Source organism: Streptomyces sp. NPDC043896, from assembly GCF_056435605.1.
This window is the reverse complement of sequence record NZ_JBWKEE010000016.1, coordinates 86,788-100,013: the sequence shown is the minus strand read 5'-3', so window position 1 is coordinate 100,013 and position 13,226 is coordinate 86,788. Positions and strand designations below refer to the sequence as shown.

Below are 13,226 nucleotides of genomic sequence, written 5' to 3'. Positions count from 1 at the left end.
AGGCCGCGTGCCATATAAGGGACACGGTCGAGGTGCGGCCTCCCGCCCTTCCCTGCCCCCCCTAGTGTGGGTGTCCGAGCGTCCCCCCCCCCCCCCCCCCCCCCCCCCCGCCCCGTGGCGCCGGCCGACCTGTGGCGCCGCCCGCCACGGCCGGGGCACCGAGTGTGGTGGCCCCGCACATCGGCACGGGGCGGCGCGCGTACCTAACGTTCGGGCCATGACTAGCGCACTCACCACCGGGTCCGGTGGAACGGCGTCCGTACTGGCGGGGCGCGTGGCCCTGGTGACCGGCGGCGGCAGCGGCATCGGGCGCGCCTGCGCCCTGGCACTGGCCGGCGCCGGGGCCCTCGTACACGTCGTGGACGTCGACGCGCGGGCCGCCGGGGAGGTGGCGGAGCTCGTCGGCGGGCGGGCCCATCCGGCCGACCTCGCCGACCCCGCCGCCGTGGGCCGGCTGCCCGCCGAGGTCGACGTCCTGGTCAACAACGCCGGTCTCCAGCACGTGGCGGCCATCGAGGACTTCCCGCCCGAGCGGTTCGAGCTGATCCAGAAGGTGATGGTGACCGCTCCGTTCCTGCTGCTGCGGCGGTCCCTGCCGTACATGTACGGGCGCGGCTGGGGGCGGGTGGTCAACGTCTCCAGCGTGCACGGGCTGCGGGCCAGTGCCTTCAAGTCGGCGTACGTCGCGGCCAAGCACGCCCTGGAGGGGCTCAGCAAGGTCGCCGCCCTGGAGGGCGCCCCGCACGGGGTGACGAGCAACTGCGTGAACCCCGGCTACGTGCGCACCCCGCTGGTGGAGCGGCAGATCGCCGCCCAGGCGGAGGCGCACGGGATCCCCGCCTCGCGGGTGGTCGAGGAGGTGCTGCTGCGCGGCTCCGCCGTCAAGCGGCTGATCGAGCCGGAGGAGGTGGCGGCCTCCGTGCTGTGGCTCTGCGGTCCGCACACAGGCCACGTCACGGGAGCCTCGCTGCCGATGGACGGCGGCTGGACCGCCGCCTGACCCCCCGGCACCGCCGCCTGCCCCCCGGGGGCTACGCGGGGGCCAGGGGCGGTCCGTCCGTTTTCCTCCGGTTGTGCCCCTCAGGTGACGATCAGGGTCAGGGCGGCGGGCGGGCGGCCCGGCCGGGGGACGGAGATCCGGCTGGTGCCCGGGCGCACCGCCCGGACCTCCCATTCACGGTGGCCGGTCCGGGCCAGGCTCTGGACCGGGATCAGCAGTACCGACGCGCCGTCGAGGGCGGGCCGGCCCTCTTCCCGCTCCGGGATCCTCAGCAGCGCGGTCTCTCCGACGGCGAGCCGTCCCGTGTAGCCGTCGTCCGCCGGGCCGAGCACCCGGCCGCGTGCCGGGGGCGGGGCCTGCGGGGTGGGGCCCGTGCCCGTCACCGGGGTCCGTGTCCGCGCGGCCCCCGGCACGCCGCTCCCGCACCCGGTGAAGAGTGCGAGAGCGGCGAGGCAGGCCAGGCGGCGGTCAACCGCCGTCACGGATGTTGAACCGCAGCAGGGCGTCCACCTGCTTCTGGAGCTGGAGCCGGGTGGCGGCCGGGTTGTTGTAGACCGCCTCGGCCGCGGCCACCGCCGCGCCGAAGGTGGAGTCCGGCAGCCGGTTCCCGTCGGTGTCCACCGGGGTGGTCAGGTCGTAGGAGCCGTTGGCGAAGTTGAGCCAGGCGGCGAGCAGCTGCTGGGAGAGCAGCCGCCTGGGCTCGGGCGAGCCGTTGGCGAGGATGCCGTGGGCCTGGTCGCGGGTCAGGGGTCCGTACACCGTGCTCATGAACGAGGCCACGTCCAGCAGGCACTGCTGCTGCGCGGGCGTGAAGTCGTCCGGTGCGCGGCCGTCGTACTGCTTCATCCAGTACGCCTGGTTGTGGGCCTGGCGGGTGTTGCCGGTGGTGATGACGGCGGCGGTGTCGGAGGCCCTTCCGGCGTCGTCGTCCTGGCTGGTGAAGGTGAGGGTGGACAGGCAGGCGGCCGCGTAGGCGTGCGTCTTCGTGCCGGTGACGGCGCGCGGCTGGACCGACGGGCTCGGGTCGGGGTCGGCCGCCGGCGGGTTCACGAGGGAGAGCAGTTCGCCGGCGGAGCCGTCGCCCCAGTTCCAGGTCAGGGTCAGGTCGTCGCTGCCGGGATCGGCCGAGGAGCCGGTGACCTCGATCGGCTGTCCGGCGTGGGCGATGTAGGCCTTCTGGCCGTTGTGGGTGGTCTGGCCGTCCGGGGCGATGACGGCGGTCGGGCCGGCGTTGCCGATCACCGCTTCGGTGGTGGCGCAGGCGCGGGTGTCGTCGTCGGTGCCGCACACCTCGATGCCGAAGGTCCCGTCGTCCCCGTAGGTGTGCGGGGCGGTGAAGGTCAGCGTCGCGTCGGGCCGGGTGTTCTCCAGGGTGCCGTCCAGGGGCTGGGGGCCGTTCCCGTCACCCCAGTCGACGGTGGCGGTGAGCGGGTCGAGCCAGCCCGGGTCGGTGATCTCGCCGGTCAGGGTGGTCCCGCCGTTCTCGGCCGCCGGGGGGAGCTGCTGGAGGACCACGGAGGGGACGGCGTTCCTCACGGTGACCGTGGTGGAGGCGGTGTCGGTGTTGCCGGCGCTGTCGGTGACCTGGAGGCCGACGGTGAAGACGTCGTCGCGGCCGACGCGGCCGAAGACGGTGGTCACCCCGGTGGCGTCGTCGTACTGTCCGTCGTTGTCGAGGTCCCAGGCGTACGCGGTGGGGCCGCCGGCGGACGGGTCTGTTCCGCCGGCCGAGGCGGAGGCGTCGAGGGTGACGCCGGTGCCCTCGTCGGTGGTGTAGGGGCCGCCCGCGTCGGCCGTGGGCCGGCAGGCGGCCGGGACGGTGCCGGAGGTGGTGACGGTGGTCTGGTCGGCGCTGGACGCGGCGCCCTCGCCCATGCCCCGGCCCGCGAAGACCCGCCAGAGCAGGCACTGGTTGGCGCCGCCGGTGTTGGTCATGTCGGCGGCCAGGATGCCGTCGCGCGCGTCGAGGTAGCTCGGCCGGTGGACGGTGTTCTTCATGCCGTCGACGACGATCTGCTGGGTGTACGCGATGCCCTTGGCCTCACGGATGTCGTAGACGGTGGCGGCCCAGACCTCGCCGTTGCGGTGGACGCCGCGGGCCGGGTTGAAACTGCCCCAGCCCTCGGTGGAGGTGTCGTACGCCTGGGAGCGGATGCCCCGGGAGGTGTTGCCGGTGACGTACTCGCCGACGACGGCGTCGCCCCACTTGAGGAAGGAGATCGTGTCGCTCCAGCCTTCGCCGAGCGCCCCGGTCTGCGGGCCGTCGCCCATGCTGCCGCCGCCGACCAGGCGGTTGGACACGCCGTGGCCGTATTCGTGGGCGATGACGTCACCGTCGAGCGAGCCGTCGCGCCACGGGCGCCCGGGCTGCCACATGAACATCTGCATGCGGGGGCTGGCGCCGTCCGGGGGCGTGCCGAAGTTGGCGTTGTTCAGGCAGCGGATGCGGTTCGGCGGGGTGGCGTCGTCCTCGCAGCCGAAGTCCCAGCCGTCCTGGGCCTCGGCCAGCACCGGGTCGCCCTGTGCGCCGCCGCGGCCGAAGTTGGAGGCCTGGAAGTTGCGGGAGGCCTCGTCGAAGCCCAGGCCGTAGAGGTGGTCGTGCATCACGTTGGTGTAGTAGAAGAGCTGGGTGACGACGGGGTTGAGGTCGGCGTCCAGATTGGCCTGGGTCGCGGCCGCGTTGGTGCGCCACACGTCGCCGAACGGGTGGTCGAAGTGCTGGTGCGCCGGGTCGCCGCCGGGCGGGGACTGCGGCCGCAGGGCGTCGTTGCCGGTGTCGGGGACGGCGTTGTCCCCGTCCTCGTCCCGGTAGGCGTTGGCGTTGTTGCCCTGGGTGAGCCGGTCCGCCACCCACGAGCCGTCCCGTCCGGTGAAGGGGGTGACCGTGCGGGTGGCGCCGGCGGCGTCGGGGTGCTGCGCGGTGAAGACCCGGCCCTCGGGGCCGTCGTGGTGGTAGCGGCTCTCCCGCCCGAGGATGTCGCCGTCCTCGGCGTCGACCAGCGTCTGGTACCAGGAGGTGCCGGAGGCCTCGATGTCGGTGAGCCAGGCCGGCCGCAGCTCGTGGCCCGGTCCGCGCGGGTACCAGACCAGTTCGGCGGTGACGTCGTTGGGCTTCTTCAGCTTCCGGGCGTACGGGTTCGCGAACTTCTGGCGGCCCTTGTCGCGGTTGTCGGAACCCTTCAGCCGGAGCCGGGCGCGTACGCCCTGGGCGTCGGCGGCGACGTCCAGGGCGTCCTGCGCGGTCAGTTCGACGCTGCCGGCGGGTTCTCCGGTCGCCGCCGCGCCGCCGATGATCACCAGCCGGCCGTGCCGGTCGACGGTGGCGGTGAGCAGGCCGCCGTGGACGCGCATGCCGTCGATGTCCTGGCCGAGGGTCACCTGGCGGGCGCCGTTGTGCTTCGTCGGGTAGGAGGAGGCGACGACGAGCTGCTCCACCTGCCCGTCCGAAAGGCCGAAGAGCTCGCGGTGGTCGCGTACGTAGCCCAGTACCACCTCCTCGGCAGGCCCGGCGGCGGGCTCGGTGAGGTATCCGCCGGACCTGAAGACCATCCGGGCGTGTCCCGTGGCCGGGTCGCGGCGCACGGTGGGGCCGTCGGGGCCGTCGGCGGCGGGCCGCGCCGCGGCGGCCATCGCCGGGAGCAGGGTGAGGAGTATGGCCGACGCGGTCGCCGCGGTCATCAGCCTGGTGCGCAACTGCCTTCTGGTCATGGCCTGGGCCTTCCGAGAGCCGACGCGTCCCCCGGGTCCGCCGTCGGGACCCGCGAGTTGACCAGTGGAGTAGCGCACCCGGTCACGGCAGGTCAAAGAGGCTCTCCGGGGGCGCGTACGGCTCGGCGCGCGGAGGGCGGGAGGGTACTCCGACCGGGTGGGTGCCGCTCTTCGACGGCCTGCGGACCGGCTCCGCCGGCATCGAGCGGGGGAGCACGGCCCGGCGTACTCCGCGGGCCCGGGGCGGTGCGCGGTCCGGGCGGCGGCCGCGGCCCGGACCCGCTCACGGCCGTGCTCGGCCCGTCGGGCGCGGCGGCCCGGAAGGCGGTCGCCGGCACCCCGGGGACCGGGGCCGGCGACGTGGCGGGCGGGGCGCCCGCCTGGACATCGGCTCGACGAACTCTGGACGGCCGGTCGGCGTCCGCTGGGGGATCAGCCCGCGCAGGCCGGACAGAGCCCCCGGTAGGTGACCTCCGCCCCGGACACCGAGAAGCCGAAACGCTCCCCCGTCGGCAGGTCTGCCAGCGGGTTCCCGGCGGGGCGGACGTCCCGGATGAGGCCGCAGCCGGAGCAGACGAGGTGGTGGTGCGGATGGTGCGCGTTGGGGTCGTAGCGCTTGGCCCGCCCGTCGGTGGATACTTCGGCGACCTCTCCCAGGGCGACCAGTTCGCCCAGGGCGTTGTAGACGGTGGCCCGGGAGATCTCGGGCAGCAGGGCCACGGCACGCGCGTGCACCTCGTCGGCGGTGAGGTGCACGTGGTCGCCGTCCAGGACCTCGGCCACGACACGTCTCTGGGAGGTCAATCGCCAGCCGCGCCTGCGCAGCCGGTCCAGCAGGTCACTCATGTCGGCTCACCTTCTCGGGGTCGACGGGCCGCCCGGGCCCCCGACGGGCTCCGGGAACCGATGGGATCCGGATTTGGTCTGCTTCTTGACTTGGACTGTGTCCATCGTAGGATCTGAGACGTTCATAGCCAAGGGTTGAGGAAACCGTTCCTGAACAGCGTGATCCGCCTGGTCCGGAAGGAAATGCATGTCTGAGAACCATGACGCAGTCGTAGCCGCCGAAACGGAGGGCGCAGGCGGCTGCCCGGTCGCGCACGGGCGCGCCCCGCACCCCACCCAGGGCGGCGGAAACCGCCAGTGGTGGCCCGAGCGGCTCAATCTGAAGATCCTGGCCAAGAACCCCGCCGTGGCCAACCCGCTCGGCGAGGGGTTCGACTACGCCGCGGCGTTCCAGTCCCTCGACCTCCCTGCCGTGAAGCGGGACATCGAGGAGGTCCTGACCACTTCGCAGGACTGGTGGCCGGCCGACTTCGGCCACTACGGCCCCCTGATGGTCCGCATGGCCTGGCACAGCGCCGGCACCTACCGGATCAGCGACGGCCGCGGCGGCGCCGGCGCCGGCCAGCAGCGGTTCGCCCCGCTCAACAGCTGGCCGGACAACGCCAACCTGGACAAGGCCCGCCGCCTGCTGTGGCCGGTGAAGAAGAAGTACGGGCAGAACCTGTCCTGGGCCGACCTCATGATCCTCGCGGGCAATGTCGCGCTGGAGTCGATGGGCTTCGAGACCTTCGGCTTCGCCGGCGGCCGCGCCGACGTGTGGGAGGCCGACGAGGACGTGTACTGGGGTCCCGAGACCACCTGGCTCGACGACCAGCGCTACACGGGCGACCGCGAGCTGGAGAGCCCCCTCGGCGCCGTCCAGATGGGTCTGATCTACGTCAACCCCGAGGGCCCGAACGGCAACCCGGACCCGCTCGCCGCGGCCCGCGACATCCGTGAGACGTTCCGCCGGATGGCGATGAACGACGAGGAGACGGTCGCGCTCATAGCCGGCGGTCACACCTTCGGCAAGGCGCACGGCGCCGGCCCCGCCGACCACGTCGGCGTCGACCCCGAGGCCGCCCCGCTGGAGGCGCAGGGCTTCGGCTGGCAGAACGGGTACGGCTCCGGCAAGGGCGCCGACACCATCACCAGCGGCCTCGAGGTCACCTGGACCACGACGCCGACCCGGTGGAGCAACACCTTCTTCGAGAACCTCTTCGGCTACGAGTGGGAGCTGACCACCAGCCCCGCCGGCGCCCAGCAGTGGGTCGCGAAGGACGGCGCGGGCGCCGGCACCATCCCGGACGCCCACGACCCGTCCAAGAGCCACGCGCCGACCATGCTGACCACGGACCTCTCGCTGCGCTTCGACCCGGCCTACGAGCAGATCTCGCGCCGCTTCCTGGAGAACCCGGACCAGTTCGCGGACGCCTTCGCCCGCGCCTGGTTCAAGCTCACCCACCGTGACCTCGGCCCGGTCGCCCGCTACCTCGGCCCCGAGGTTCCGGGCGAGACCCTGCTGTGGCAGGACCCGCTGCCGGCCCGTACGCACGAGCTGGTCGACGCCGCGGACATCGCCTCCCTCAAGGAGCGGATCCTCGGCTCCGACCTGACCGTGTCCCAGCTCGTCTCCGTGGCCTGGGCGTCGGCCTCGTCCTTCCGCGGCAGCGACAAGCGCGGCGGCGCCAACGGCGCCCGCATCCGCCTCCAGCCGCAGGCCGGCTGGGAGGTCAACGAGCCGGAACAGCTCGCCGCGGTACTGCGCGTCCTGGAAGGCATCCAGGAGTCCTTCAACTCCGCGCAGACCGGTGACAAGCGGGTCTCGCTCGCCGACCTGATCGTCCTCGCCGGCTCCGCCGCCGTCGAGCAGGCCGCCAAGGACGCCGGGCACGAGATCGAGGTGCCGTTCACCGCGGGCCGGGTGGACGCCACCCAGGACCAGACCGACGTCGAGTCCTTCGCCGCGCTGGAGCCCGTCGCCGACGGCTTCCGCAACCACCTCGGCAAGGGCAGCCGCCTTCCGGCCGAGTTCCTGCTGGTCGACCGGGCGAACCTGCTGAACCTGTCCGCCCCCGAGCTGACCGTCCTCGTCGGCGGCCTGCGCGTCCTGGGCGCCAACCACCAGCAGTCCCAGCTGGGCGTGTTCACCGACACCCCCGGCACGCTGACCAACGACTTCTTCGTCAACCTGCTCGACCTGGGCACGACGTGGAAGTCCACCTCGGCGGACCAGACCACCTTCGAGGGCCGCGACGCCGCCACCGGCGAGCTCAAGTGGACCGGCAGCCGCGCCGACCTCGTCTTCGGCTCGAACTCCGAGCTGCGGGCGCTGGCCGAGGTGTACGCCAGTGACGACGCGAAGCGGAAGTTCGTCGAGGACTTCGTCGCCGCGTGGAGCAAGGTGATGGACCTGGACCGGTTCGACCTGGCCTGAGCGGCCCGGACGGTCTGATCACGACGCCCCGGGCCCGGCGGGCCCGGGGCGTCGTGCTGCCGGGAGGCGTCCTCGCCGGCGACGGTCACCGGTCGTACGCCCCACCGCTCCGGCCGTCCCGGTGGCTCAGCCGGGGATCCGCCGCCGTGACCGCCGGGCGTCGGCCACCGCCCGCACGACGAGGAGCAGGGCGGCGGCGACCGCCGCCCAGCGGACGACGCTCCACGTCGCGCCCACCACGGCTTGCTGCAGCGGGGCCTCGGCCCGCAGCCGCATGGTCGTCTCCACCACGGCGATCGCCGGGACCAGGAGGCGGAAGGGGATCCCCCGCAGCCCGCGCTCCCTGGCCAGGTTCCCGGCCAGCCCCATCAGGGGGCCGAGGACGCAGGCCGCGACGCCCCACACCACCAGACCCGCGTAGTTGACGGACTCGGAGACCTGGACGGTGTCCGGCGGCAGGGCCAGGCCGGCCGTCTCGTCGTGCGCCGACTTCGTGAGGTAGTACGCCGTCACCGCCGCGAACAGCGACACGGTGGCCACGGCCGCGGACTCCGCCCTGCCCTCGCGCGCGGCGCCGACGGCGAAGGCGAACGCCGCCCACACCCAGCCGGCGGACAGCACGACGTGCACCACGTGCCCGGCCGTGCCGGCTCCGCCGGCCAGGAGCGGGGGAACGACCCCCAGGACCACACCGCACAGCACGGCGACGACGGCCGCCGTGGCGCGTGACTTCAGGGACGACTTCGCGTTCATCCGTGAATCGTCTCAAACGCTCATCACGGGAATCCCACCCCACCGTCGGCGTGTTGGCCACCCGATGTCGGCTCGCGGTGCTCTCGTACGCGGTCGCGCGCAGGCGTACAGTCCGTGCTGCCCGCCCTCCGCCGGACAGGAGAACAGCCTTGGCCACACACGCCGTTACCGGGCGGCCCGCCCGGGAGGAGCCCGCCGCGGAGGGCCTGCCGGTGCCGGAGCTCGACGCCGCCGACGTCGAGCGGTGGCGGGCCGGAGGCGGCGGCCTGATCGAGCTGCTGGGGCTGGCGCGCGAACGGCTCGGCGGCGTCGCCGCCGTCCGGATCGGACCGGCGCCCACCGTGCTGGTGACCGGGCCGGAGGCCGTGCAGCACGTGCTGGCGCGGAACCCCGACCGGTACGTCAAACGCTCCCACCGCGCCCGGCTGCTGATCGGCGACGGGATGCTGGCCGCGACCGGGGACGCCTGGAAGCGGCAACGGCGGCTGCTCCAGGCACAGTTCACCGGGCCGGGCATGCGCCGCTACGAGCAGCGCATCGACGCGGCGGCCCGCACCACGGCGGAGCGCTGGGCCGGGTACGCGCGCACCGGGGAGGTCTTCGACGTCGGGGAGGAGATGCGCCGCTTCGCCCTGGACACCATCTGGCGCGCGCTCACCGGCCACCCCCTGGACGCCGCCACCGAGCGCGAACTCGCCGCCGTGGCGGCCGTGGTGGCGGCCCTGCCGAGCCTGCCCGCCGACGAGGTGGAGGCCCGGGGCTCGGTGGCCGCCGACCTGGCCCGGATCGACGCGGTGGCCCGGCACGCCGTGGCCGCCGCCCGCGAACCGGCGGCGGGGCCGGAGGGTCCGGGGCTGCTGCGGGTGCTGGTGGAGGCTTCCGCGACGTACCCCGAGTACACGGACCGGCTGCTGCGCGACGAGCTCGTCACCCTGCTGGTGGCGGGCCACGAGACCACCGCCACCACCCTGACCTGGCTGTACCTGCTCCTCGACCGCCACCCCGCGGCCCGCGAGGAGGCCCTCGCGGCGGGCCCCGAGGGCTCGCCGGAGCGCCGGGAGGCCGTCCAGGCGCTGGTCGGCGAGACGCTGCGGCTGTACCCGTCGGCGTGGATCCTGCCCCGGCACGCGGCGGAGGCCGACACCCTGGCCGGCCACGCCGTCGCGGCGGGGACGGAGCTGCTGGTCTGCCCGTACCTCACGCACCGCGACCCGGCGCTGTGGCCCGACCCCGAGCGCTTCGACCCCGGCCGCTTCACCACCCCGGGCCGCCGGCCCGCCCTGCCGGGCGCCTACCTGCCCTTCGGGATGGGCCCGCGCGCCTGCCTCGGCACGCAGTTCGCGCTGCGCGAGTCGACCGCCCTGCTGGAGCTGCTGCTGCCGCACCACGTCCCGGTCTTCGACTCCGTCCCGACCGGGGCGGCGTACTCCATCACGGTCCGGCCCGACGGCCCGGCCCCGGCCCGCCTGGGGGGCGTCCGCCCCTGACCCGCCGGACACCCCCAAGCCCCCTCACCCCACGGGAGGCCCGTGTGACACAGCCCGGACCGGCGCCGGAGCGGACGCCCGGACGGATACCCGGCCACGCATGGCGCGACGACCTGTACCGCGACCCCTACCCGCTCTACGCCCGGGCCCGCCGGACCGAGGGCCTGACGTACCTGCCCGCGTTCGACGCCTGGCTGGTGGCGCGCGACCGGGACGTGCGGGAGGTCCTGCTGCGCGCCGGGGACTTCTCCTCCGCGAACGCCCTCACCCCCGACGTGGTGCTCTCCGACGCGGCGCTCGGGGTCCTTGCGGGCGGCTTCGGCCCCCGGCCCACCGTGGTCTCCTCGGACGGCGCCGCCCACCGCCGCCACCGGGCCCCGCTGAACCGGGGCCTGACCTCCGCCCGGGTGACGGCGCTGCTCCCGCACGCCCGGAACTGTGCGCGGGAGCTGGTCGACGGCCTGCCCGCGTACGGGCCGGTCGAGCTGGTGCGGGCGTACGCCCGGCAGCTGCCCGGCCAGGTGATCGGGCGGCTGATCGGGCTGGACCCTGCGGACGTGCCCGCCGCCGTGCACGGCGGCTACCGGGCGGAGGAACTGCTGTTCCGGCCACTGCCGCCCGAGGAGCAGGTGGCGGCCGCCGAGGACGTGGTCGCGCTCCAGCGGCTGCTGGACGGCTACGTGCGCGACCGGCGCGAGCGGCCCCGGGACGACCTGTGCTCGGCCATGGTGGCGGCGCTGGCCCCCGGGGCCGGGGAGCTGACCGGCGAGCAGCGCCACGAGCTGGTGGCGAACCTGCAGAACCTGCTGATCGCCGGCTTCCTCACCACGGGCGCGCTCATCGCCACCACCCTCATGCACCTGCTGGAGGACGACCGGCGGCAGTGGCGGATGCTGCGCGACGACCCCTCGCTGGTCCCGGCGGCGGTGGAGGAGGCCGCGCGGCACGACGCGGTCGTGCAGGTGTTCCGGCGTACCGCCACCCGCCCGGTGACGATCGCCGGGACCAGGCTGCCGGCCGGGGCGACCGTGCTGGTGGCGTACGGTTCGGCCAACCGCGACGAACGGCGGTACGAGCGCCCGGACGCGTTCGACATCCGTCGGGGTGCCGGGGCCCGGCCCCACCTCGCCTTCGGGCACGGCCCCCACGGCTGCCCCGGCTCCCGGCTGGCCCGCGAGCAGCTGCGCCTGACGCTGGAGCTGTTCGTCCGCAGGCTGCCGGGGCTGCGGCTGGACGGGCGGCGGCCGCCCCGCATACGGCCCACCCTGATCCACCGCTCGCCGGAGGAGCTGTACGTGTCCTGGTGAGCGCGGCGCCCGGTTGCCGTGGCCGGACCGGCCGGGGCGGGGGGATCCTGGTAGCAGGAGGCACCGGCAGGTCAGGAGGCACGCCATGTCACACGCCGAGGAGTGGAAGGTCGGCGTCTACCTCATCGAGGAGGACGGCACGACGAAGGCCCGGGCGGTGCTCGAAACCGGGAAGGAGACGCTGGTCGGCCGCGGCCGGGCGCGGTGCAACCCGCAGGACGTGGAAGTCCCCGCGATCGGTGACGAGCTGGCGGCGAGCCGGGCGATGCGCGACCTGGCCGGCCAGCTGAGCCGGGCCGCGGACAAGGACCTGGCGGCGCTGGGAGCCGTACCGCAGGCGCCGCGCACCGGGTACGGCTGGCCGGACGACTCCGGCCCGGGCAGGTAGGGCGACGCCGGGTCCGGTGCGCGCGGAGGGCCGTCACCGGCAGGCGCCCCGCACGGTCTTCCGGCATCGCGTGACGAAGGCCGACGGTGAGGGGCGGGCCGGCCGCTTGGAGCGGCCGGCCGAGCTCGCCGTCCGGCGCTGGGGCGCCGCGATCGCCGCGGCCCTCCCGAAGGAGCACGAGGGCAGGGAGGGCGAGGCCCACGAGGACCCGGAGTCGGCGATCCGGGACGGAGGAGCGGCGCTGGGGCGCCCGGTCGCCCCCGGCCCACATCACCCTGCCCCTCACCCGGCTCCCCCTCCCCCGGGACGCGGGGACAGGTGCGCGGGATCCGGAGCGCGCGGAGGGCGGTGCGCGGGCCGGCCCGGGCGATGCCACCCGCCCGGACCGACGACAGGCGGGGTGATCGTGCGGCGCGTTAGGCTCGGACGGAGCGGCCCAGGAGAGGGATGGTGCACATGTGTCGATGGCTCGCCTACTCCGGCTCGCCGATGCTGCTCGACGCGGTCCTGTACAAGCCGGAGCACTCGCTGATCGACCAGAGCCTGCACGCGCGGATGGGCGTCGAGTCCACCAACGGGGACGGCTTCGGTATCGGCTGGTACAGCACGGACGGGGACGGCACCCCGGCGGTGTTCCGGGACATCGGTCCGGCCTGGAACAACCGGAACCTGCGGGAGCTGGCCTCGCACGTCCGTTCGCCGCTGTTCTTCGCGCACGTGCGCGCCTCCACGGGTTCGGCGATCCAGCAGACCAACTGCCACCCCTTCCGGCACGGGCGCTGGCTGTGGATGCACAACGGTGCGATCACCGATTTCCACCGGCTCCAGCGCGACCTGTGCATGGCCGTCGACCCGGCGCTGTTCCCCTGTATCGAGGGCTCGACGGACTCCGAGGTGATGTTCTACCTCGCCGTGACCTTCGGCCTCGACCAGGACGTGCCCGGCGCGGTCGCCCGGATGGCGGGCCTGGTGGAGCGGCTCGGCAAGGAGCACGGGGTGGCCGACCCGCTCCAGATGACGGTCGCGGTCAGCGAGGGCGAGCGGGTGTGGGCGTTCCGCTACTCCAGCCAGGGCCGGTCCCGTTCGCTGTACTACAGCAGCCGGGCCGAGACGGTGCGCCAGCTGTACCCGGAACTGCCGTTCCTGCGGGAGGTGTCCGACTCGACCCGGCTGGTGGTCTCCGAGCCGCTCGGAAACCTGCCGGGCGTGTGGAACGAGCTGCCCGAGGCGAGCTACGTCATGGTCCCGTCGGAGGGCCCGGAGGACTACCTTCCGTTCATCCCCGAGCTCCCCTGACCGCCCGCCCCGGACCCCCGGACCA

General features: G+C 74.3%; 10 protein-coding genes. 6 read left to right on the top strand and 4 right to left on the bottom strand.

Going from position 1 to position 13,226, the window contains the following annotated elements:
- The first annotated feature begins 217 nt into the window (after positions 1-217).
- A complete protein-coding gene (locus AC069X_RS23170) occupies positions 218-1,000 on the top strand; it encodes a 3-hydroxybutyrate dehydrogenase (protein ID WP_478730946.1) in 783 nt (260 codons plus the stop codon).
- 80 nt (positions 1,001-1,080) lie between these two features.
- Here the strand turns inward: AC069X_RS23170 and AC069X_RS23165 are convergent, their stop codons facing one another.
- From AC069X_RS23165 to AC069X_RS23155, 3 genes are all read right to left on the bottom strand, one after another.
- Positions 1,081-1,482, bottom strand: a complete 402-nt coding sequence (locus AC069X_RS23165) for a hypothetical protein (protein ID WP_478730944.1) — start codon at positions 1,480-1,482, stop codon at positions 1,081-1,083.
- Complete coding sequence (locus AC069X_RS23160) at positions 1,469-4,708, bottom strand: M36 family metallopeptidase (RefSeq protein ID WP_478730942.1); 3,240 nt, start codon at positions 4,706-4,708, stop codon at positions 1,469-1,471. Before AC069X_RS23160 ends, AC069X_RS23165 begins: the two co-directional genes overlap by 14 nt.
- Before the next feature lie 432 nt (positions 4,709-5,140).
- Positions 5,141-5,554 (bottom strand): Fur family transcriptional regulator, encoded by a 414-nt coding sequence (locus AC069X_RS23155; RefSeq protein WP_478730940.1) that lies wholly within the window; start codon positions 5,552-5,554, stop codon positions 5,141-5,143.
- Positions 5,555-5,741: 187 nt separating this feature from the next.
- Here AC069X_RS23155 and katG point away from each other — a divergent pair, with 187 nt between their 5' ends.
- On the top strand, positions 5,742-7,970 hold the full coding sequence (katG, locus tag AC069X_RS23150; protein ID WP_478730938.1) for a catalase/peroxidase HPI: 2,229 nt from the start codon (positions 5,742-5,744) through the stop codon (positions 7,968-7,970).
- A 126-nt stretch (positions 7,971-8,096) separates the two neighbouring features.
- Here the strand turns inward: katG and AC069X_RS23145 are convergent, their stop codons facing one another.
- Positions 8,097-8,723, bottom strand: a complete 627-nt coding sequence (locus AC069X_RS23145) for a DUF6518 family protein (protein WP_478730936.1) — start codon at positions 8,721-8,723, stop codon at positions 8,097-8,099.
- A 206-nt stretch (positions 8,724-8,929) separates the two neighbouring features.
- Here AC069X_RS23145 and AC069X_RS23140 point away from each other — a divergent pair, with 206 nt between their 5' ends.
- The 4 genes from AC069X_RS23140 to AC069X_RS23125 all read left to right on the top strand — a co-directional run bounded on the left by AC069X_RS23140 (position 8,930) and on the right by AC069X_RS23125 (position 13,201).
- On the top strand, positions 8,930-10,210 hold the full coding sequence (locus AC069X_RS23140) for a cytochrome P450 (protein ID WP_478731131.1): 1,281 nt from the start codon (positions 8,930-8,932) through the stop codon (positions 10,208-10,210).
- Positions 10,211-10,254: 44 nt separating this feature from the next.
- On the top strand, positions 10,255-11,517 hold the full coding sequence (locus AC069X_RS23135) for a cytochrome P450 (protein WP_478730934.1): 1,263 nt from the start codon (positions 10,255-10,257) through the stop codon (positions 11,515-11,517).
- Between the two features lie 85 nt (positions 11,518-11,602).
- Positions 11,603-11,905 (top strand): DUF1876 domain-containing protein, encoded by a 303-nt coding sequence (locus AC069X_RS23130; RefSeq protein WP_478730932.1) that lies wholly within the window; start codon positions 11,603-11,605, stop codon positions 11,903-11,905.
- Between the two features lie 456 nt (positions 11,906-12,361).
- Positions 12,362-13,201 carry a class II glutamine amidotransferase gene (locus AC069X_RS23125; protein ID WP_478730930.1) on the top strand — a complete coding sequence of 280 codons (840 nt, stop codon included), beginning with the start codon at positions 12,362-12,364 and terminating at the stop codon, positions 13,199-13,201.
- The last annotated feature ends 25 nt before the right edge of the window (positions 13,202-13,226 follow it).